This is a genomic window from Levilactobacillus sp. HBUAS70063 (assembly GCF_038374745.1).
Taxonomy (GTDB): Bacteria; Bacillota; Bacilli; order Lactobacillales; family Lactobacillaceae; genus Levilactobacillus.
In genome coordinates this window covers 71,881-94,855 of record NZ_JBANSM010000005.1, presented here as the reverse complement: position 1 = coordinate 94,855, position 22,975 = coordinate 71,881, and the positions used below count along the sequence as shown (strand labels likewise).

13 protein-coding genes are annotated in these 22,975 nt (G+C 43.9%); 11 read left to right on the top strand and 2 right to left on the bottom strand.

The annotated features are described in order from the left end of the window. The first annotated feature begins 116 nt into the window (after window positions 1-116). The 4 genes from V8I28_RS08975 to pglX (V8I28_RS08960) are packed head-to-tail and all read left to right on the top strand — an operon-like array spanning window position 117 to window position 8,612. Complete coding sequence (locus tag V8I28_RS08975; protein ID WP_341779785.1) at window positions 117-710, top strand: DUF1819 family protein; 594 nt, start codon at window positions 117-119, stop codon at window positions 708-710. 1 nt (window position 711) lies between these two features. Beyond that, window positions 712-1,290 carry a DUF1788 domain-containing protein gene (locus tag V8I28_RS08970; RefSeq protein WP_341779784.1) on the top strand — a complete coding sequence of 193 codons (579 nt, stop codon included), beginning with the start codon at window positions 712-714 and terminating at the stop codon, window positions 1,288-1,290. Between the two features lie 12 nt (window positions 1,291-1,302). After that, entirely contained in the window at window positions 1,303-4,965 is a 3,663-nt protein-coding gene (gene brxC, locus V8I28_RS08965; protein WP_341779783.1) for a BREX system P-loop protein BrxC, read from the top strand. Window positions 4,966-4,991: 26 nt separating this feature from the next. Then, on the top strand, window positions 4,992-8,612 hold the full coding sequence (gene pglX / locus V8I28_RS08960) for a BREX-1 system adenine-specific DNA-methyltransferase PglX (RefSeq protein ID WP_341779782.1): 3,621 nt from the start codon (window positions 4,992-4,994) through the stop codon (window positions 8,610-8,612). Window positions 8,613-8,670: 58 nt separating this feature from the next. On the opposite strand, the gene V8I28_RS08955 is transcribed toward pglX (V8I28_RS08960), so the two are convergent. Beyond that, the gene (locus V8I28_RS08955) at window positions 8,671-9,759 is read right to left on the bottom strand and encodes a tyrosine-type recombinase/integrase (protein ID WP_341779781.1); all 1,089 of its coding nucleotides are present in this window, start codon (window positions 9,757-9,759) and stop codon (window positions 8,671-8,673) included. A 53-nt stretch (window positions 9,760-9,812) separates the two neighbouring features. Continuing rightward, window positions 9,813-11,864: a BREX-1 system adenine-specific DNA-methyltransferase PglX gene (gene pglX, locus V8I28_RS08950; protein ID WP_341779780.1), complete on the bottom strand. Its 2,052-nt coding sequence runs from the start codon at window positions 11,862-11,864 to the stop codon at window positions 9,813-9,815. 113 nt (window positions 11,865-11,977) lie between these two features. On the opposite strand from pglX (V8I28_RS08950), the gene pglZ reads away from it, so the two are divergent. The 7 genes from pglZ to V8I28_RS08915 all read left to right on the top strand — a co-directional run bounded on the left by pglZ (window position 11,978) and on the right by V8I28_RS08915 (window position 22,950). Next, window positions 11,978-14,515: a BREX-1 system phosphatase PglZ type A gene (pglZ, locus tag V8I28_RS08945; RefSeq protein ID WP_341779779.1), complete on the top strand. Its 2,538-nt coding sequence runs from the start codon at window positions 11,978-11,980 to the stop codon at window positions 14,513-14,515. Between the two features lie 43 nt (window positions 14,516-14,558). Beyond that, window positions 14,559-15,893, top strand: coding sequence for a replication-associated recombination protein A (locus V8I28_RS08940; RefSeq protein WP_341779778.1), 1,335 nt, complete (start codon window positions 14,559-14,561; stop codon window positions 15,891-15,893). 378 nt (window positions 15,894-16,271) lie between these two features. After that, entirely contained in the window at window positions 16,272-17,657 is a 1,386-nt protein-coding gene (gene brnQ / locus V8I28_RS08935; protein ID WP_341779777.1) for a branched-chain amino acid transport system II carrier protein, read from the top strand. A 55-nt stretch (window positions 17,658-17,712) separates the two neighbouring features. Further along, complete coding sequence (gene arsC, locus V8I28_RS08930) at window positions 17,713-18,126, top strand: arsenate reductase (thioredoxin) (RefSeq protein ID WP_341779776.1); 414 nt, start codon at window positions 17,713-17,715, stop codon at window positions 18,124-18,126. A gap of 214 nt (window positions 18,127-18,340) precedes the next feature. After that, window positions 18,341-20,353 (top strand): beta-galactosidase, encoded by a 2,013-nt coding sequence (locus V8I28_RS08925; protein ID WP_341779775.1) that lies wholly within the window; start codon window positions 18,341-18,343, stop codon window positions 20,351-20,353. Window positions 20,354-20,371: 18 nt separating this feature from the next. Then, window positions 20,372-21,583 carry an MFS transporter gene (locus V8I28_RS08920; protein ID WP_341779910.1) on the top strand — a complete coding sequence of 404 codons (1,212 nt, stop codon included), beginning with the start codon at window positions 20,372-20,374 and terminating at the stop codon, window positions 21,581-21,583. A 23-nt stretch (window positions 21,584-21,606) separates the two neighbouring features. Continuing rightward, the gene (locus V8I28_RS08915) at window positions 21,607-22,950 is read left to right on the top strand and encodes a glycoside hydrolase family 5 protein (protein ID WP_341779774.1); all 1,344 of its coding nucleotides are present in this window, start codon (window positions 21,607-21,609) and stop codon (window positions 22,948-22,950) included. The last annotated feature ends 25 nt before the right edge of the window (window positions 22,951-22,975 follow it).

The following is a 22,975-nucleotide window of genomic DNA, read 5'->3' as shown; positions in this document are numbered from 1 at the left end:
GATTTCCCTCGTGAGGCTAATAATTCCTTGAAAATCTCGCACTGGTGGTCATTATCTTATATACTTGAAAGCATAGTGAGGACAAGCATTTCGATGATAGAAAGCTGGAATAAGTAATGGCTCGATATAGCGCTTCAATGATCACACACTCGTTTTGGTTTAATGAATTTTCTCAGTATCTAGAGCTTCGTGAACGGGGAATCAGTGATCGTGATATTTATTCGATGGGTGTCGAAGAGAACTACTTTCAACAACGATCGACAGCCAGAGCACAGGACGTGGTCAGAACCATCAAACGACGAGTGAACGCCTTAGATGAAGATTACTTTGACCTGTTTCCATCATTGGACCTTGCGAATCAAAAGTTAATCAATCTTATTTCCGTTCTGAAGATTAATGCGTTGTTCGATGATTTTATGTACGAGATTTATCGAAGTGAGTTGTTGCTGGGGGATGCAAAATTACATAGTTATGAAGTTGAAGCCTTCTTTAATCAGAAACAGGTCGCTAACGCACAAGTTGCGGCGTGGACGGGACAAACTATTCGACGCCTCGCGGGAACATTTAAAACTTTCCTGAGAGAGGCAGACTTGCTAGAGGATCAAGGGGACTTTGATCTTGTGAAGCGACCGTTATTAGATCCACGGTTAGAAATCTTATTGAAGTCAAAAGGGGCGACGCGACAACTAGCGGCCCTGTTAGGGAGATAGCATGGCAAATACAATTGAAAAGTTAAGGCACTTGCGTGAAAAGATTGCAGACCCCGGTTTTCAGCAAAATCGGGGATTGTCGAATGAAGTCTCATACTACATTTTAGCGTTTGACCCCCAGGACCAGCCGTTAGTTACCGAAGAGATTAAGAGCATGGAACAGCAATTGAATCGAGAAACCGTTGGCATGGATATTGTGGAGTTTAATTTGTATGACATCATGTGGACGTTACTTGATGACATGGGAATTCGGGAGGATGTCCTGGCCATGGAAGAAACGGACGGCATGGACTACCTAATTGAACAGCTGAATAACGCTTTAGAGATGACGAGTTCAGAGAATCTATTTGTACAGTACATGCAGCGCCACTTACTTAAGGAGCCTGTCACAGTATTTGTTACGGGAATTGGGGAAATCTTTCCGCTGATTCGTGCGCACAAGGTTTTGAATACGATGCACCAGGTTATTGATGATATTCCAGTGGTTTTCTTTTATCCGGGAACGTATGACAGTCTAAGCCTCAGTATGTTTGGCGAATCCAAAGAGGATAACTACTACCGAGCATTTCAAATTAATTAGGGGGACCGGGCAATGAAAATTAAAGATATTTTTGCCAAGTCAATCGATCGTAACATTAAAGGGGTTATTACGATTGGTGATGAGCAAGATGCAAACGTTAAACAGGAATTGGAAGAATATGTTGTTACAAAGGAACTAGACAACCATTTTAAAGACTTTTTTGCGGCCTACGCCGAAGGAATTCGACATGATACGACCAATATGGGGGTCTGGATTTCGGGATTCTTTGGCTCCGGGAAATCACACTTCTTGAAGATTTTAGCGTATTTGTTGGAGAACCGCGAAGTTGCCGGTAAGCACGCGCTGGACTACTTCACGGACGATCAAAAGATTCATGATCCGGAAACATTGGCGAACATGAAGTTGGCAACAACGGTGCCTAATGAAGTCATGCTGTTTAATATCGATTCTAAGGCTAAAAATGGAAATAAATCACAAAAAGATGCCATTTTGAATGTCTTCCTACAGGTCTTTAACGAGCAATTAGGGTTGTTTGGGGCGGATTTCTGGATTGCGGACCTCGAACGTGACTTGATAGCTCAGGGGAAGTACGCTGACTTTCAAGCAAAGTTCCAAGAACTCGACCGACAACATCGGGAATGGAAGGATGCTCGCAATGCCTATGCCTTCCTCAAGGGAACGATTAAAGAGACGTTGGTAGCGATTGGATTCATGTCGGTAGACGATGCTAATGGATTTATTGATCAGTTAAAGAAAGAATATCCAGTTAGCGTTGAAAGTTTTGCAAAATTGGTTAATCAATATATCGCAACCCAAGGTCCTAACTATCACATGGTCTTTCTGGTCGATGAAGTGGGTCAGTACATCGGGTCTAGTCAGCAACGGATGCTTAATCTGCAGAGTATTGTGGAAGACTTGGGGACCTATACGCATGGTAAGGCCTGGGTCATTGTTACGAGTCAACAGGCGATTGATAAGGTGACGACGAACATTAACGGTCAGGATTTTTCTAAAATCCAGGGTCGTTTTAAAACACGGATCGCTATGTCCTCAGCTAACGTAGATGAGGTTATTCAGAAACGGCTGTTGGCGAAAACGGATAGTAGTGAACATCTGCTAGAAGCCAGCTTTGAAGATAACCAACACGTTATTAATAATCTGATCAGTTTTGACGGTAAAGAGGAACGTAAACGGTATGATAATGCCAAGATGTTTGCGGATCTGTATCCCTTTGTCCCGTACCAAATCTTCTTACTGCAAGATACCTTAACGGCTATTCGCGAAAACGGCTCGGATGGGAAGCATTTGGCTAATGGTGAACGCTCTATGCTGGCGGTGTTCCAAGAGTCTGCTCGGCGGCTAGAGGATCAGGATACGACGTCATTGGTACCGTTTAGTATCTTCTTCCAGGGCTTAAGTCATTTCCTCGATCATACGCATATGATTGTTATTCAACGGGCACAAAATAACGAGTTGATTAATCCGACTGGTGAGGACAATCCCTTCGCAGTTCAGGTCTTGGAAACATTATTTATGGTGAAGTACGTTCCCGATTTCGATGCAACGCTGAATAATTTGGTCACACTGATGATTGATTCGATTGATACGGATCGAATCGAATTAGAAGCCAAGGTTAAGCGAGCGTTACAGGTCCTTCAAGAACAAAACGTGGTTGAGAAGACGAGTAAGGGCTATGAATTCTTGACGGATGCTGAACAAGATATTAGTAAGCAGATTCAGCGCCAGAATGTGGATTCGGGTGATGTCTCTCAAGCGATTGGGGAGTATCTTTTCAGTAATCAGGCAATTTCAAGACGCTACACGTATCCCCAATTGAAACAGCAGTATACGTTTGTCTTTAACCAGTGGATAGATGACCGTCCGGTGGGACAAGTAAATCAGGACATTAATCTGAAGATTGTGACCATTGAAAGTGAACTTAATCATGAAGACATGGAGTTGCGGCGACAATCCAGTTCACCGGACCAGCCGCAGATCATCATTGACCTCCCGCACGAACTACAGTATGCGGATGATCAGCGACAGATTTTGCGAATTAAGAAGTTTATTTTAAATCCACGAGAACAGTCACAGGATGCCCGTTCGCAGCGAATTATTGACTTAAAGAAAACAGAGCTAAATTCGCTGGGAGAGCAGTTAACTGAAGAATTAAAAGATGTTTTGCAACGTGCCAATATTTACGTACAGGGTGAGCGGATTGATGCGGATAAGAAGGACTTCTTTACGCGGCTGGCGCAAGCACAGGAGCAATTAATCGATGAAATTTATCGTAATCTAAGCTATATTGATGTGCCTAAACAAGAAAACGATGTTGTTGGCTTATTCAAAGAAACGAATGAGTTAGTCGAAACGGATGAGAACGGGCGCGCACTTCAAGCTGTTTTGGAACGGGTTAATCATGAGTATACGGGCCACAATAAGATCTCCTATAAGTCCGTCTTAGAACGCTTTGCTAAGATTCCTTATGGGTATCGGGAAATGGACATTAAATGGCTAGTCGCTAAACTTTTCGCTGATTCTAAGCTAAAAGTTTATGTTAATGGCGAGCCGGTTAGTTTACATGGAAAACTGGCGGCCGATGAATTAGCCAAGTACTTCTTAAAGCGTCAGTTTACCGACTCTGTTCAGGTGGAACCACGGCAGGCCATTAGCGAGTCAAAGAAGAAGGACTTACGGACGGTTGCGCTTGAAGTCTTCGGTAAGCAGTCATTTAGTGATAGTGAAGATGACACGTTAATGGACGAACTCAAGAATACGATGTCTAATGAACGGCAAACCTTGGCCATCTATTCAAGTAAAGATGATTATTTCCCAGGCCACGATATTTTGCAAAAGGGCTGTGAGCTAATCGACCAATTGCTACGTCAGGATGATACGGATAAGTTCTACGATTTGGTTAGTCAAAAACGTGATGATCTGTTGGACTGGCGCGATGATATGGAAGATTACGGGATCAGTGAATTCTACAAGAGTCAAACACAACAGGAAATTTGGCGAGCTGGGCATCAGCAACAGCGTGTGTTTGAACATTCCAAGGAGTTCGTGACTAGCCCGCAAGTTAAAGAGTTGATTACGGAAATAGAAAAGATTATGCGTAATCGACCGCAAGGCAAATTGAAGCAATTGAGCGATCTGGTGGAATCCTTTAAGCAGGCCTTTAGTGCTGAATTTGACGCCGGTTTAGGAGAAACGCAGCAAAAGATTGAGGATGAGCAGTCAGCCACTGAGAGTTATGCCGAGGAACGTCAGTTAACGCGCGAATTTGATGAACAGATTAAGCGCTCGTTCACCCACCTATTGGAAAACGCCCGAGATGCACGGACACTGAACGAATTGTTCGTCGTTCCCAGTCAGGCACAACAGTATCGTTTGTCTTTGACCAAGGCCATGGATAAGATGCTTCAGGACCAAGCGGAAAAAGAACGACGAGAGAATAAAAAGAAAAATGATCGGGACAAGGGACGGTCAGGCGATGGGGAACCATCGACTGGTTCCGGTTCCCCCGATGATTCGGCAAATAACACCATTCCAGCAAAGAAACTTGAGCCTAAAGTCGTTAATGCCCGGACGTTACCAATGAACCAAACTTGGCATTTGAACAATTCGCAGGATGTAGATCTCCAGATTGAACAACTTAGAAAATTATTGAAACAGCAACTAAGAGAAAACGGTCAGATTAACTTTGAACTGTAAATTCTATTAGAGTGAAGGAAGAATATATGGATAAAACAGCAATTAAAAAGTTTGCGGTTGAGGCACGTCGTTCGCTCATTGAAGGTATTCGTCTTAAAGCTGCAACTTTGGGCATTACCAAGGATGGTATTCAAGATAAATTGCCAATTTCGACAAGTGATGTTGAGTATTACGTCGATGAGCAGGGCGAGATTACGGGTCATGACATTGTAAAGCGTCAGAAGCTGGTTGCTGAATTAAAACAACGGACCCGTAAGAATGACTTCACAACGGCCTTTAATGATTTGGTAGAAGAAGTGGCTTATACCTGGTTTAATCGAATCATTGCGATCCGATTTATGGAAGTTAATGACTACTTACCAAGCCGGATTCGGGTTCTATCAAGTACCGAGAATCGAAATGTGCCTGACATTTTGGTAAACGCAATGGATGCCGAAAATGCTCTCGGTGGGTTCACGTCGACCGAAAAGGCAATTATTGCACGGGCCGAGGATACGGAAGCGCCAAGTGATATGGATGCGGAGTATCAGATGCTCTTTATCAAGCAGGCCAATGCGTTGAACAAGAATCTGCCTTATTTATTCGAAACAACGAATGATTATGCAGAATTATTGTTCACTCCAAGCTATCATGACGGCGTGATTCAGCACTTGATTACGGATGTTAGTGAAGATGATTTCAACGTGGCCGTGGGTGGTCAGGTGGAGATTATTGGGTGGTTGTATCAGTACTATAATACGGAACCGAAAGATACTGTCATCGGTATGCCCAAATCGCATAAATTTAGAGATACCGAAATTGCATCCGCCACTCAAATATTTACACCTGATTGGATTGTTAAGTATATGGTGCAAAATTCACTAGGAAAATATTGGATTAAACATTTATTGGCTCTCGGAAGCACTCAAACTGAACAGAATATTGCCGCCACTTTCAATTGGCAGTATTACATGTCAGATGCTCACCAGCCTTCTAATGTTCAAGACAAGATGGAATTGATGGACAGTTCTCTAAAAAGCCTAGACATTAAGCAGCTAAAATTGCTTGATCCTTCAATGGGGTCAGGGCATATTTTAGTTTATGCTTTTGACGTCCTCATGCAGATCTATGAATCGGAAGGTTACTCGCGCAGAGAAGCCTCTGAGAGCATCATTGAATACAATTTAAATGGCCTAGATATTGATACGCGAGCATTCCAACTAGCGTATTTTGCAGTCATGATGAAGGCAAGACAGTACAATCGACGAGCCTTAACCAAAATTACCCACATGAATATTTACGATATTCCTGGAACAGATGATCTTAAGCTGGAAGACTTTGAGATCTTGCTAAATCAACTATCCGATAATAGTCACGAAATTCTAAAACAGTATCTACAGGACTTTACATTTGGAAATGAACTGGGATCGCTTATTTCTGAGGATGCCTCTCCTCTGCAGTCATTACGTAAAGAATTAGATACTTTAAACCATAATCAACTATCCTTTGAGTTAATTCCCTTGTTAGATAAGGTGACAGATATTCTAAATTCTGTTGAATTGTTTGGGCAAAAATATCAGGTAATTGTAACTAATCCACCTTACATGGGATCCTCCCGAATGGGATCTAATCTTTTGAAATTTGCCAAAAAGAACTATCCAAATTCTAAATCTGATCTTTTTGCAATGTTTATGGAACGTTGGAATAAGGCATTGGTACCAGGAGGTTACAATGCTATGGTTACGATGCAATCTTGGATGTTTCTTTCAAGTTTTGAAAAAATGCGGGTTAACTTATTAAAGAACTATACCATTTCTAACTTAATGCACATGGAAAATAACGTGATGGGCATTGCTTTTGGCACAGCCGTTACGATTGTAAGAAACTATCAACTGCCTAATTTTGTTGGTACGTATCATCAAATAAAGACAGTTGATGCATCTAGAAAGATTCCGCAGCACTTACCCATTGCTGGCAACCGATTTAATCGAACTAATCAAGCGAATTTTGCGAAGATTCCGGGGATGCCGATTGCTTATTGGGCTAGTGAAAATTTGATTCATGATTTTGAAGTCGGGACACGGATGGAGCAATTAGTTGACGCACGACAGGGAATAGCAACAACGGACAACAAAAGGTTCTTACGTTTATGGTTTGAAGTTCAAAAATCAACAATAAACTTTAACGCATCATCAACGAGAAGTGCACAGAATTCAGGAATGAAATGGTTTCCTTGCAATAAAGGCGGGGCTTACAGAAAATGGTATGGAAACTATGATTACATCATCAATTACCAAAATGATGGAAAGGAAATTAAAGAGAATGTTCTAAGAAAATATCTATACCTAAAGACTCCTGATTTTGTAGTTAAGAATACGGGTTATTACTTTCGTGAAGCGATAACTTGGCCGAAGATTACTTCTGGTCAGTTTAGTGCGCTGTACCGGCAGGTTGGATCTATACCAGAGACGGCGGGCAATGAAGCCTTTGCCTCTGACAGAGAACAGTTACTGTATATACTAGCGCTACTAGGCACTAATGTAACAAACAAGATTATGGGTACACTAAACCCAACAATTAACTCTCAGGTTGGTGATTTCAATAATATTCCTGTTATTTTAAGCAACAATGAACTTCCTCAAATTATTGTTCAATTACTTATTAAAATATCGCGGTCAGATTGGAACAGTTTTGAGACCTCCTGGGACTTTACCCGTCATCCACTCCTCACTCACATCGCTGACGATAAGCAAAATGAAGTTGGTGGCAAGCTAAAGAATGCGTTTGGTTTATGGCAGGAAGAGGCTCAAAATCGGTTTGACCAGCTTAAAGCAAATGAAGAGAAGCTGAATAAGATTTTCATTGATTTATATGGTCTTAACGATGAATTGACACCGGAAGTGGCAGATAAGGATGTTTCTGTACGATTAGCGGATGAAGAGCGCGACATTAAGTCATTCTTGTCATACTTCGTTGGCGTTGTGTTCGGACGTTATTCATTAGATACAGAAGGGCTAGCTTTTGCCGGTGGTGATTGGGATCAGAGTAAGTATCGGTCGTTTGTGCCAAACGCGGACAACCTGCTAATGCTAAATGATGCAGATTATTTTGGTGATTCACGCGATATCATTAATCGCTTAAAGGCCTTTTTAACAGCCACATTTGGCTCAGAGACGGTTGATGAAAATATTGCATACATTGCTTCGGTGGTTGGTAAAAAGGCTGATACAAACGAGATGGCTATTCGGCGATACTTCGTTGAGGACTTCTTCAAAGATCATAAGAAGATTTATCAAAAGCGACCTATTTACTGGGAATTTAACAGCGGCCGCCATAACGGGTTTAAAGCATTAATGTATCTCCATCGTTATGACAGCAACGAATTGGCTATGTTGCGGACAAACTATTTGCATCCACTGCAGAGTAAATATGAGCAAAAAATTAATCAATTATCACAGCTGGAGACTGGCGAAACGGTAGCTAGTCAGAAGAAGCGTTATGAAAAAGAACTGAAGCACTTAAATCAGCAATTAGTTGAAATTAAGAAGTATGACCCATTAATTCAACACATTGCAAACCAACAAATTGAACTTGATTTAGATGATGGGGTGGTCGTAAATTACGATAAACTCCAGGACGGAAATACCATTTTAACTAAACTTAAATAACCCAAAGGGGACCTCTCAAGTCAATGAGAAGCCCCCTTTGTGCCAAGTTATGTGCCAATTATTTTGAGATATTATTCAGAATAGAAATAATCTTATCTTGGTCTTGAGATTCTAGTTCTTTGATGATGTGTAAATAGGTGGACTGTGTCGTTGTGATATTGCTATGGCCTAATCTTCGAGATACTGAAAGTACACTAACGCCTTTGTAGAGTAGGATTGAGGCGTGGGTGTGTCGCAGACCATGAAAGGTGATACGTGGGATGTTTAATGATTCTAGCTTCTCGGTGAGAACTTTATTAATCTCGGCGCTGACCAAGATATGACCTGCAGAATCCATAAAGATTGGTCGACTAGGACTAGTAGAATGAATTGTGAGAAATTCTTGGAGTAGGCGAGTGGTTTGTTCATCAATCGCAATGTCTCTAATAGATGAGCGGGTTTTGGTTTTCATGAAGCCAGTCTTATATTTATAATCCCACGCCTTATTAACGCTGATTAGGTGGCTTTGTAGATCAATGTCATTAGCTGTAAGACCGACGATTTCGCCGTACCGCATGCCGGTAACAGCGGCAAGGTAAATACTCATCTCACCAATTTTAGAAGTGTCTAGGTGGCGAAGCAACTTTGACCAATCATCGTAATTTAAAGCCTTTGCTATTTTGGGTCGTTCGCGACCGGTAACAACGGCTTTTCTGGTTGGATCAGTCGTAATGATTTTCTCGTCTAAAGCTTCAAGAATGCAAGCACGTAACTGTTTGTGAAAGCATGAAACGGTTCTACGAGCGTGAGTTTCAGCAAATTTATTTAGTCGTTCTTGATACAGCAATTTGGTCAGATCCCTTAGTTTGAGATCGCCGAACAATTCCGCTGCATGTTTGGCAGTATTTTGATATTTATTGTAGGTAATTGGCGTCACGGCGCCTTGCTTGTAGACCTGAATCCAGCGCTTGTAGTAGGATACTAAGGATTCGCTACCAGACTGGACGGTCGATAGGTTAGGATGTTCAGTTTGGACCTTGCTAGCTGCTAGGATAGCCTCAGATTTCAGTAAAAAGCCGGATTTTCGAAGCTTCTTATACTTACCATTCTGGTCTTTATAGGAGATTTCATATTGCCAAGCATTGCCGCGCTTACGATAACTTACCATAAATTTCCCTCCAAAATTCTTCAATTGGCACAATTTTGTCACAGATTGTCGGGTTAGCCAACGGGGGAACGACAATGTGATAGGTTATCGTCAGCGATGTGTAATAAAAAAGGCTGGCGGACGAAGTTCCAAGAAGTTTCAAATGCATTCCAGTCTATACAAGATATGGTTATATTCTGCTGCGCTAAACTTAAATCAATATTCTTTGTCGTCAAGACTGGAAAATCGATAAAGTTACCTGTTTTTAAATGAATTGTTGGATTCAACACTTTAAAAATGTAATTTGCAATTTTGGAATTGAGCAACAATAATAAATAATACAAACTTTCTTGCTTATAGAATGCTGACATACCAGCGGTTTCAGGTATGAAACCTTGCTCAATGAACCTAACTGCAAATTCACCGCTGGTAATATCGGACCAAGTTATCGCTTCACGAAAGTAATAATTTGCATTTTGCGGCCTTGATCTAACTTTTCCGTTAGATCCTGTAAAGTTTCGAATTTCTTTGCCATCATTTTGCCAGTTAACGACGTAATCATAATTTCCTGACCACTTACGATAGGCGCCGCCTTTATTGCATGGAAACCACTTTTTTTGAGAAGTAATCGAATCTGCTATTGAAGACGAATTAAAGCTGATACTTGAATGGTTAACTTCATACCACAGGCGTAGAAATTTATTATTGTCGCCTGTTTGCAGTCCAACTTTGGCGTCCACCAGATCATCCATATATGTCCCGACTTCAAAATCATGAATCAAATTTTCACTTGCCCAATAAGCAATCGGCATCCCGGGAATCTTCGCAAAGTTCGCTTGATTAGTTCGATAAAGATAGTCAATATTTGGATCATCAATCGCTTCAAGAACCTTATCCTTTTGGACTGCCATGCCGCCTTTAAAGGCTGAAAGCTTCAGGTACGTTCCAATTGCTTCATTTGTCACATTTTTTAAAACGAAGGTATTTATTGGCACCGTTGCTTCCTCAAACGCAGAGTACTCCATTTGAATGAGACTATCTATTTTCTTGTCCTCAATCAAGAATTTTCGCAATTTCTCATAGGTTTTAATAAACATCCAGACAAAGGGGGTCATGAAGGCAGAATAACCACCCTGCTTGGACAAATTGCTATTGATGAAGATAAAGATTGAAAATAGGTCACCGGAGTAGTCAGCATAATTTTTCTTCACATACTTTTTTAAAGTAGCATCCATTTTATTCATATATGGCGGATTGGTAACTACCACGTCATAGCGACTGGTTAAAATTTCAGCAATAGTTAAAGTACGCAGAACCTTGCGCTTCATTTCTTGTAGGCCAAACACATCTAATTCATCGGTGGCTACACCGTCAACTGCCTGTCGCAACTCATCAAAATCATAATGAATTTGACTATCAAAGTGAATAATTGAACCCAGTTCCCGAGCATTTCTGAACCGCTCTAATATATCCTGTAATGCTTGCTTGTCATTTTCAGGAATGTCAGTCATAAACTCTTCAGAAATATCGTCTGTATCCTCAAAAGCAAACACATTAGGTTCAAAATTACCCGGGCGTAACGCACGCCGATTAAACTGTCTTGCCTTCATCATCAGCGCAAAGTAAGCGAGTTGATACGCTCGTTTGTCAATCTCTAAACCGAAGAGATTATTTTTAATGATGGACGTTGCCGCATCTCGGGAACTATACCCTTGCTCCAAATAAATCGTCATCAAGACATCAAATGCATAAATCAGGATATGACCTGATCCCATAGCATTGTCAATGATCTTTAGCTCTTCCACAGACTTAGCATCATTAATGATTTCAAGATCACTAGGCAACAAAAAAGCGAGCTTATCTTTTAGATCGCTTTGGGGATGACGCTCTAACCAGTACTTTCCAAGTGAATTATCAACCATGTACTTTACGACCCAGTCAGTCGTGAAGAGTTGGGTCGCAGCTGGAATATCACTCTTCTTAACGGGCCCGCCCGTAATGTTAACAACTTGGTTATGCGGCTCCGTATTATAGTACTGATACAACCACCCAATAATCTCCACCTGACCACCCACGGCCACGTTGAAATCATCTTTACTAACATCCGTAATCAAGTGCTGAATCACGCCGTCATGATAGCTTGGAGTGAACAATAAATTTCACAAATTATACTGCAGGGTGCAGTGGTTTAAGTTATGATTAAACTAGCTATTAAAACGGATGAAAAGGAGCAACCAGCATGGCAGACGTGGACGTTAAACAGATTATTACCACCTTAAAGAAAAGGTTCGCTGAGCAAAACCAATTTGTATTCTGGTATGACGATAATGGTGACTTTGCAGATAGTCTCACGGAGATCCGTGCAGGCCTATCTGGCGTTGCAGAGGTTGTTGTTATGCAGCCGGGGCATCAAGTGGCGACTAAGCAGTATTTATTAACCTTACAACGGCAACAAAAGGCTTTAATCTATTCACCGGCGTCCGAACCAGCATTGGATGAAGATCACCTTCGGAGTATAGTTTGGTATTCTGGGACCTTTAGTGCTGATTCAAAAGAAATTTTGCGTAAAGAACTGGGGCTACCAGCAGAATTGAAGTCGTTTATTCAAAAAAACACAGCATTTTTCGCTAGTAAGGAACGTCGCGGGAGTTTTGCACGTTACGATGTGACGAGTTACCAGAAAAAACCAGAATTGGCTATTATGGCGGTACTGGCCCACTTAAATCAGCCAATCGTTGACTTCTTCGATTTACTACAGGTGTTGTTGACTAAGGGTATTCGGGACAACACGGTGTTAGAGGACTTTGAGAAGTTTGACGTTTTAGATGCTTTTTGGGCAGAAGTCTCTGAGCGTTTCGGCTACAATGCTTTACGGCCACGGTTAGACGAGTTAATGACGGGGATGTATCTAACGGTGACCTATCAGCAAATGGATAAGGATTTACCTAAAAGCATGGCCGAATATGATCTCAGTGCGCATGCTGCTAACGTTCAAACGCTGATCCAGCAATTTAGTAATCGCGGCGGACTGGATAAGCAAGAGCTTGCAAACTTCGATAGTATTGCGGATATTGTTTGGCAGAACGTTGATGGCGATCATCTCTTTAAGGAAACTAAGATTGATGATTTAGCAAAATCAGATGTTTTCCCACGATTCGATCAACGAATTTTGCTTTGGATTCAAGATAGACTGCAACTTGAAGACCTGGATAGCCAACTGAACGGTCAGTCCGTTATTGCGGTGACCCATCAACGATTAGAGACGCACTATGGCAGTAAGCCGCGGTTTGCAAGACTCTATCGGATGATGCGGCGTGCTTGGTATTTAGTTCAGAATGCCCATCGTCAGCCCAAGGACAGTCTTCAAGGCATGATCGATGATTACACCACTATTGGGTATAAAACGGATACGGACTATCGAAAATTCACGTACTATTACCAGCAAGCGGGAATGCCCGAACAGTTTGCCAAGACGAAGCAGCTCATCGAATCAATTTATGTCAATAATTATCTGGATAATGCCACGTATGCATGGAATCAGGTTCTGGATTATGCTGAAGTTAAGCCTAAGCAGTTGCAGCGGAATTTCTATCGGTTCCATGTCGCTCCCGAAAAGAATCGGATTGTTGTGATTATTTCCGATGCGTTTCGCTTTGAAGCCGCTAAAGAACTAGAAAAGCGGTTGAGTCATGAGGACCAAGTCACGGGGCTTAAAATGAATTATCTCGTGACAGGACTACCTTCCGTAACGTATCTGGGGATGCCAATGTTGCTACCACATCGTCAGTTAGCCTTGGATAGTAAGAGTAAGAAGCTGAGTGTTGACGGGCAATTGGCGGATAGTCTGGAACGTCGGCAAGCGATTTTACAGCATTATAATCCGAAGAGTGCGGCCTATGCCTTGGATGACTTGAAGGACGATGCTTCTAAGGAAATTAGAGCTAAGTTTACCGGGCAAGAAGTGGTTTATATTTATCACAATCAGGTCGATGCGATTGGCGATAATAAGAAAACCGAGGACGACGTGTTTAAGGCGACCGAAGAAGCAATTGACGAAATCCAACAATTGATCTCACGATTGCGAACACAAGGGATTGTACAGATTTACGTGACGGCCGATCATGGTTATATTTACCGTAATGATCAACTCAAAGAAACGGATAAGATTGAAGTTCCCAAGGAAGATGAAGAACAGAAGTCACAGCGGTATCTGCTTTCATCGCGACAGTTTGATTTGCCGGGGGTTAGCCACCAAGTAGTGGGTGACATCTTGGCTAATGACGATCAGGGTTATGTCTATTATCCGAATACGGCCAATGTTTTTAAGGCGGTTGGCTCGTTTAATTACGTTCATGGTGGTGCCTCTTTACAGGAAATGCTCGTTCCATTATTGGAAGTTAAGACCACCTCAAGTCGTTCCGCCGCCCATGACGTTGAGTTAGAGCTCTTTAGTATGAGTCGCCAGATTACGTCACTAACGGTACCTTTGACGGTTCGGCAGTCGGCGGCGATTAGTTCAACAGTAATTCCTGCCGAGTTTAAGCTCTACTTCATCAATGAACAGGACCAGCAAATTTCGGGTCAGACCATGGTGAATGCTAATAGTCGCTCGGCTTCTGTGACGGATCGGATGCAAAATGTTCAGGTTGTTTTAGCCGATCACGCATACGATAAGCAGCAGACGTATTATCTGGTGATGGAGAATATGAATAATGGTGAGAAGACGGAGACGCCATTTACCATGGATATTGCCGACCTGAACGATTTTGATTTCTAGTGGAATTTAGCGGTATCATTAGACCTAAAAGGTGGTGATTCTCGTGGAACAGGAATCGTTGTTTGCCAATCAACAGAATACGCCGTTGGCTAGCCGAGTGCGGCCGCGGTCGCTAACCGATTTTGTCGGTCAAACGCATCTGCTGGGCCCCGGGAAGATTCTCCGCGAGCTGATCGAAAATGATGAGGTGTCCTCGATGATCTTTTGGGGACCGCCGGGTGTCGGCAAGACCACGTTGGCAGAGATTATTGCCCGCCAGACGCAGGCCAAGTTTCTGCGCTTCAGTGCCGTCGACAGTAGCATTAGTCAGATTAAAAAGATTATGAAGCAGGCCAGTAACGACCTCGCCGTGGGTGAAAAGACGATTGTGTTCGTGGACGAAATTCACCGCTTTAACAAGGCCCAACAGGATGCCTTCCTGCCCTACGTGGAGCGGGGGAGTATCGTGCTGATTGGCGCGACCACTGAGAATCCGTCGTTCGAGATTAATTCCGCCCTGTTGTCGCGTTGTAAAGTCTTTGTCCTCAAGGCCTTATCGACCGCCGACATTGAGCAGTTGTTGACCAATGCGTTGGCCAGTCCGGACGGTTTCAAGGGTCAGGTGACGATTGGTGCCGATGAACAGCGGGCCATCGCCGAGTTTGCCAATGGAGACGCGCGAAGTGCCCTGAACACCCTGGAAATGGCGGTGCTCAACGGCAATAAGCAGGGTGATCGGGTGACCGTGAACATGGATGATCTGAAGCAACTGATTTCCCAGAAGTTTGTGCTTTATGATAAAACCGGTGAAGAACACTATAATATTATTTCTGCGCTGCACAAGTCCATGCGTAATAGCGACCCGGACGCGGCCATTTATTGGCTGTCGCGGATGCTTGAGGGCGGCGAGGATCCCCTGTACATCGCGCGCCGGCTGGTTCGATTTGCCAGCGAAGACATTGGGTTGGCCGACACCAACGCCCTAAACGTGGCGGTAAATGTTTTTCAAGCTTGCCAGTTTCTGGGGATGCCAGAGTGTGACGTTCATTTGACCGAAGCCGTGACCTACCTGGCGTTAGCGCCCAAGTCCAATGCTATCTACAAGGCCCGGTTGGCGGCCAAACGCGACGTTAAGGAGACCCGCGATGAGCCGGTGCCTTTGCAGATTCGAAACGCGCCAACGAAGTTGATGAAAGACTTGGATTATGGAAAGGACTACCAATACGCCCACGATACCCAGGACAAGCTGACCACCATGCAGACGATGCCGGATTCGTTGGTCGGGCACGAGTACTATCACCCCACCGATCAGGGCCGCGAGAACCTCTTTAAAAAACGACTGGATTACGTCAAACAGTGGCAGCGGGAACATCGTCAGCAGTCCAAGCAGGATAAGTAATTTTTCCGGTAAAACCATTTCAATCAAATTAAAAAATAATTAAAATTACCATTGCATTTTCATTTTGCGACGCCTATAATACAAACAACATTTAAAAACGTTGAGGAAAAAAGTAGCCGATGTTGCGGTGCGCAGTGAGTCACGTTGAGTGGAAAGTGACCATCAATCATCGGGGAAGATCATTTCCGAGTTCGATGCTGATATGTAGGCAATCGTGGTGGCCACCATTATTTGGCTAGCGGATGTTGGTCCGTGATGAGCGAGGCGGGTGACCGTCTCAAAAAGGTGGTACCGTTCTACTTGTAGAGCCCTTTTCCCATAGTGGGAGAAGGGCTCTTTTGACGTTTAAAATCAAAATGAAGTTGTGGAGGAATCGACATGGAGCAGACGAATACAGGCAAACCGCGTAGAAAAGTTGGACAGTTATTAGTGGTAAGTTCACTTATTTTTGGAATGTTCTTTGGGTCGGGCAACTTAATTTTCCCGGTGCATTTAGGACAGATGGCGGGCGGTCACTGGTTTACGGCGGCCTTGGGCTTTGCCATCTCCGGGTCGTTGTTTCCGTTGCTGGCCATTTTAGCAGTCGTGGTCACCAAGAGTGACGGACTGTACGATCTGGCGAAGCCGGTGGGTCGGCACTACGCCGCGTTATTTTTAATCCTCGTTCATCTGACCATCGGCCCCTTCTTCGGTACGCCACGGACGGCGGCTACAGCCTATGAGATGGCGCTGCAACCCTTTCTCCCGAAGCGTTTTGATACGGTGGGAATGCTGATTTTTACCGCACTATTCTTCGGAGCGGCGTACCGTTTGGCCACACATCAGAACAATCTGGTCAAGGTGGTGGGGAAATACCTCAACGCCGGATTCCTAGCGATGCTGGCAATTATCTTCGTGGTGGCCTTCATCAATCCGATGGGTGGCTTGGACCACGCCGCAACCACGGCTTACCAGAACAATGCGACCATCAGCGGCTTCTTGGAAGGCTATAACACTGTGGATGCTGTGGCCCTGCTGGCGTTGAGTGTGACCTTCGTACATGCCGTTCGGGGGCTAGGGTATCACGATCGGGAGCTGACGAAATTAACCGCAAAGGCCGGTACCCTGAGTATTGTTTTGGAAATCCTCATCTACTTTGGGTTGGTATTGCTGGGCGCCTTTAGCCTCAGTCGCCTCACGCTGTCTGCCAACGGTGCCGTGGCTCTGTCACAGATCGTCGGCCACTACTTCACGCGCTTTGGCACGGCCTTTCTGGGGGTTCTCGTCACGTTAGGCGTGTTCACCACGGCGCTGGGGCTGGTAACGTCTTTTGCCCAGGATTTTCACAAACTGTTCCCTAAGGTAAGCTACCGCAATTGGCTACGGGTGACGACGTTTGTTTCCTTCTTGGTGGCCAACGCCGGTTTGAATACGATCATCGCGTGGTCTCTACCCGTCCTGATGTTGCTGTACCCGTTGTCTTTGGCATTAATCTTGGTATCTTTGACGGTAGCGAAACGGCCATACGCTGGCTTGGTCTACAAGCTGACGATTGCGTTCACGGCGATCCCGGCCGTACTGGATATGTTGGCTAGCTCACCCAAGGTAGTGACGAGCCTGAGCCCCGTGGCGAGCGCGTTGGACGTGTACCATCAGGTTGTGCCGTTTGCCAGCCTGGGATTGGGCTGGTTGGTGCCAACATTCGTGGGCTTTGTCGTGGGAATCGTGTGGGGCCACCTGCGCTGGGCAAACGAACGTACGGCGATGATGGAGAATAATCGGTAGGAGATGTGATAAACATGGTATACTTTGAAGAAACAGATTTCACAAGGAGGGTACCATGCCACAACTTTATTTTCTCTGTACCGGTAACTCTTGTCGTAGCCAGATGGCAGAGGGCTTTGCCCGTCACTTAGCCCCCAAAGGTTGGCAGATCGCGAGTGCCGGTATCGAACGCCATGGTCTCAATCCCCTGGCGGTGCAGGTCATGGCGGAGCGAGGCATCGATATCAGTCATCAGCAATCTAAATGCATCGATCAGGAGTATCTGCGGCATTGTGATCTGGTCGTGACATTGTGTGGTGATGCCCGAGACAAATGCCCCATGACGCCACCAAGTGTGGCTAAGCAGCATTGGCCACTACGAGACCCCGCACAGGCGATAGGGAGTGATGCCGAAGTCTTGGCTGTTTTCCGCGAGGTGCGCGATGAAGTCGAGAAACGTGTGGAGCAGCTGGTTGAGACGTGGGGTTAAGGATATCGTTAAAATGAGATACGGACGACACTACTGGTTAGTAGGTCGTCTTTTTTTAGTAGGATGTCATTTGTTTTTCCATAGAATAAGTTTCATTTTGTGGTATTTTATCAGCATTCTCCTTAATTACACGACGGCGTTAGCATGCTAATATAATTACTGAAAGCGCTTTCCATAATGAATATAGCACCATATAGTTAGGGGTGAATGCAGTGTGAATAGTTTTGGACAGAGTACCTTTCTGTTTGGCGGCGACTACAATCCTGAGCAGTGGCCAGAAGATACTTGGCAGGAAGATATTGATAAATTAAAGCAGGCGAACATTAATGTCGCCACGATTAATGTTTTTTCATGGGCACTGCTGGAGCCACGTGAGAATAATTTTAATTTTGAGCAACTAGATCGAATTATAGCTTTGTTAGTTCGTAACCGAATCAAGATTGTTTTGGCAACGTCAACCGCGGCAATGCCAGCATGGTTAGTTCAAAATTATCCTAGTGCGGCTCACGTGGACGTCCATGGCATTCAACAAAAGCAGGGAAAACGTCATAACGCGTGTCCCAACAATCCAGACTTCAAGCGGTTGGCTAAGCAATTAGTTACAAAGCTGGTTCAACGCTACAAAGATTGTCCGGAGTTAACGTATTGGCATGTTTCTAATGAATATGAGGGCTATTGCTATTGTGAAAATTGTGCGGCTGCATTTCGCGAATGGTTAAAAGTCAAATATGAGAATTTGCCAAAGCTTAATCGTGCTTGGGATAGTAATGTTTGGAGCCACACCTATCATGCCTGGTCCGAGATTGAGCCACCAATGTTGACGACTGATTTATTTGATAATGGCAAGCCAGTCCTTAATGGGGCAGCCTTGGATTATCAACGTTTTCAGTCCGATAGTCTACTAGCCAATTACCGAATGGAACGGGACGTCATTAAGCGGTTTGACCAGGTTCATCCCGTCACAACGAATCTGACCGGTTCGCAAAAAGCCTTGGATTATTTCAAATGGGCGCCGGAACTGGACGTCATCTCGTGGGATAGTTACCCGATGCCAGAGGACACGGCTAGTGAGAATGCATTGGAGCACGATTTAATGCGAGGGTTAAAAGATCAACCCTTTCTCTTAATGGAGCAAACGCCTAACCAACAAAATTGGTATCCGTATAATGCACTCAAGAAACCTGGTGAAATGCGGATGCTGAGCTATCAAGCGATTGCGCATGGGGCTAATAGTATTGAATTCTTTCAACTGAAGCAGTCGCGAAGTGGACCTGAGAAATTCCATGGGTCGGTACTTAGCCATAGTAATTCCGTGAATACACGGACGTTTAAGGAAGTTCAGCGATTGGGACAGGAAATCAAAAAGCTACCAATCTCCTTACAGGCCGCAAATGTTCAAGCTAAGGTTGCGTTGATCTTTGACTGGGAGAGCTATTGGGGAAGCGAGAATGCGATTGGCCCCTTAGCAGATTTTAGTTACGTGAAAGAGGTCCAGCGTTTTTATCAAATGCTTTATGGGCACAATCTGACCGTAGATATTGTTCCCAAGACGGCTGACTTTTCAAAATACCAGTTAGTAGTTGCACCAGTTCTATATCTCTTGAATGACCAATTCGTCGCTAATATTCAGAAATACGTCAAAGAGGGTGGTAACTTTTTAACAACTTATCTTTCTGGAATGACAGATCAAACGGATAATGTCTATTTAGGCGGTTATCCGGGACCACTGCGTCATTTGCTAGGATTGCACGTTGACGAACGCGATGCCCGCAGTCCTCGACAATCTGTACGAATCCTAACGCCAGATCAAACTCAAATTGGTACCGCAACGGGTATCTGTGACTTAGTAATTCCAGATACGGCGGCTACATTGGCCCATTACTCTAGTGACGTTTTTTATGAAGATTTTGCGACCCTCACTCGCAATCATTTCGGCCAAGGGTATGCCTATTACTGTGGTGCTGGTCTGGACCAAGCTGGATTAAGTTATTTGCTACAGCAGATCAATACGACTGCTGGGCTCCCGCTTGGTGCTATGCCGGCCGTTGAAATAACTACACGAGCAACGGAGCATGAACGTTTTACCTTTATTATCAATACGAGTGATCAGCCGCAATTCATTACAAATCCGGTGCCAACGGCGACACCGCTAGTGGCTAATGGTCCGGTCACAACTAAGTTGGATTTAAAGCCTTATGATGTGGTGATTTTACATCAAATGATTTAAGAATAAGGAGTGAAAATCATGGATGAAACAACTGAAGCACAGCCTAAAAGATATTCTGTGATGATGAAAACATCATTGCTATCCGTTTCGATTATTTTAACCTCTGGCTCGGCAATTGCTGCGACAATTCCCAGCTGGCTAAAGGCCTTTCCAAACGTTGCCCGTTCCAATGTTGAATTATTACAAACGTTGCCTTCAATTTCAGTGGTATTTGCGACGTTACTGAGTACCTGGGTTGCCAAGTGGATTGGCGTTAAACGAACCGTCATTGTTGGTTTGCTGATCGCCGGATTGTCGGGGATCACGCCGGCATTAGTTACCAGTTACGGTGCATTCTTTGCCTCACGTCTGATGCTGGGGGTTGGATTTGGTCTTGTGAACTCCTATGCGGTAAGTATGATTGGGATGTTCTTCTCTGGACATGAGCGTTCTAATTTGATGGGGTATCGGAGTTCTTGTGAAAAATTAGGGAGTTCGCTGACGACTTACGTTGCTGGGGTATTGTTAGTTTCATTTAACTGGCACGCCGCATTTTGGGTATACGGGTTAGCCTTCCTGTTGACGATTCTTTTTGCCATTTACGTCCCGGAACCTTCTGACGAAGCGAAAGCGAGAGAAGCCGCAGCTGAGGGCCCGAAGACGAAAGAAAAGCAACGCGTTAATGGCAAAGTTGTTTTCTGGACAATCTTCTGTATTTTATACTTGATTCCTATTATTGCTTCCTACACGCGAATCACAGAATATGTGACGACTAACCACTACTTAAGCTTAGCTACGATTGCGACTGCACTGAGCTTGGCCCAATTTGCCGGCATTTTAACGGGAATTATCTTTGGCCCTATGCTTCGTGTTCTGAAATTTACGTTTGAACCAATCACAATTGCTTTGACCGGAGTTGCACAACTCATGATCGCGCTATCTACAAATGCTTGGGTCATCGGGACTGGCGTTATTTTAACTAGTATGATTTCTGGTGTGGTTGTAGCGTATGTCTTCAACTTGGCCGCTGATGTTGCGCCCAAGAATTCGCTTAACTTGGCAACCTCGTTGATGATTGTTGGCTGTAATATTGGAACCTTCGTGACACCACTGGTATTGGGATGGATTGGCATGTTCCATTCAAGCAGTGATTTAGGCTTTACGTTCCTGTTCTTTGGTTGGATTCTCGTCATTGTTGGTATTTTGATGCTCTTTGTGATTAAGCCATTGTCAGCAAAGGTAACGGATTAATATGAATTTGGGAGGGAATTGTGATGACAGATTACGTTGAGGTTAAACAAGATCAATTATATTTTAGAGATCAGCCGCTAACTCTAAGGGGATTAGGTATTGGGACCTGGCTGAATATTGAACACTTTATGGTTGGTATGCCGGGTCCACAGAGTATGATTCTGAATAGTATCGATCGCGCATATGGTTCAGGTAAGGGGCGGGAATTCTTAGATACTTATATTGACAGTTTTGTTAATGAAGATGACTTTAAATATTTGAAGAAGTTAGGGATTAACTTTCTGCGAGTACCCATTAATTATCGGTTATTCATGGATGATAATACGTTAGAGTTTAAAGAATTCGGTTTTGATAAAGTCGAGCGCCTCTTAGACTACTGTGAAAAGTATCATATCTTCTGCATGCTGGATATGCACACGGCACCAGGTGGACAAAACCCCGATTGGCACAGTGATAATCGGACCGGCGTTCCACAGTTCTGGGAATTTAAAGCATTACGTAATCAATTGGTCACAGTTTGGAGTAAAATTGCCAAGCGGTTTGGTCAGAAGTATAGCTACCTTTTGGGGTATGATTTATTAAATGAACCGGCTATGGCGACGTGGGATACTTTGAATGAGTACTTTCAGGATGTGGTCGCTAAAATTCGTGAGAACGATACTAATCATGCGGTTATCTTGGAAAGTGATCATTTTGCCATGGACTTCTCCGGACTTAAAGACATCCAAGATGATAAGCTAATTGTGAGTTTCCACTATTATCCGACCGTGTGGAAGCAAAATCTGCTTGATCGCGACTTGAGCCGTGAAGAACGGAAACGAGAATTTGATAATGGCCTCGTGGATGTTCTATCAACCATGCATGATCTTCACCACCCACTAATCTGTGGGGAAGCTGGTTATGATATTGATGCTAATGACGTTGGATTTAGTATGGAACTTTTGGAAGATACCGTGGATCTATTTGAAAATCATCACGTTTCTTGGTGCTTATGGGCATATAAGGATGCTTGCTTTATGGGATTAACACATCCTAAGACCGATTCGCCGTGGATGAAGTTTGTCGACCAAGTTCATCAAAAGTGGACGCATTATGGCGAAATGGATCAAGCCAACAAGATTGTCTCAGGCATTGCGGATCAGTTCGATTACCATGATGACGACTTAAATTATGAAGCACAGTTCCGAGTACGGGGGATTCTATACCGTTACCAGCAAGAAAGCATTCTAGTTCCGCTATTGAAGACCATGAGTTTCGCCGAATTTAAGGCTAAGCTTTCAAGCTTTGAATTTAATCAGTGTGACGCTTACACTGAATATGCAGAGTTACTGAAGAAATATACGCAACGCAATCGGGTATTAGAGTAAGATGTACGAGCTCTGCAAAATACGG

Coding starts and splice junctions, on each gene's coding strand:
- pglZ (WP_341779779.1), top strand. CDS start 11,978: ATGGCAGACGTGGACGTTAAACAGATTATTACCACCTTAAAGAAAAGG.
- brxC (WP_341779783.1), top strand. CDS start 1,303: ATGAAAATTAAAGATATTTTTGCCAAGTCAATCGATCGTAACATTAAA.
- V8I28_RS08955 (WP_341779781.1), bottom strand. CDS start 9,759: ATGGTAAGTTATCGTAAGCGCGGCAATGCTTGGCAATATGAAATCTCC.
- V8I28_RS08975 (WP_341779785.1), top strand. CDS start 117: ATGGCTCGATATAGCGCTTCAATGATCACACACTCGTTTTGGTTTAAT.
- brnQ (WP_341779777.1), top strand. CDS start 16,272: ATGGAGCAGACGAATACAGGCAAACCGCGTAGAAAAGTTGGACAGTTA.
- arsC (WP_341779776.1), top strand. CDS start 17,713: ATGCCACAACTTTATTTTCTCTGTACCGGTAACTCTTGTCGTAGCCAG.
- V8I28_RS08920 (WP_341779910.1), top strand. CDS start 20,372: ATGGATGAAACAACTGAAGCACAGCCTAAAAGATATTCTGTGATGATG.
- V8I28_RS08915 (WP_341779774.1), top strand. CDS start 21,607: ATGACAGATTACGTTGAGGTTAAACAAGATCAATTATATTTTAGAGAT.
- V8I28_RS08970 (WP_341779784.1), top strand. CDS start 712: ATGGCAAATACAATTGAAAAGTTAAGGCACTTGCGTGAAAAGATTGCA.
- pglX (WP_341779782.1), top strand. CDS start 4,992: ATGGATAAAACAGCAATTAAAAAGTTTGCGGTTGAGGCACGTCGTTCG.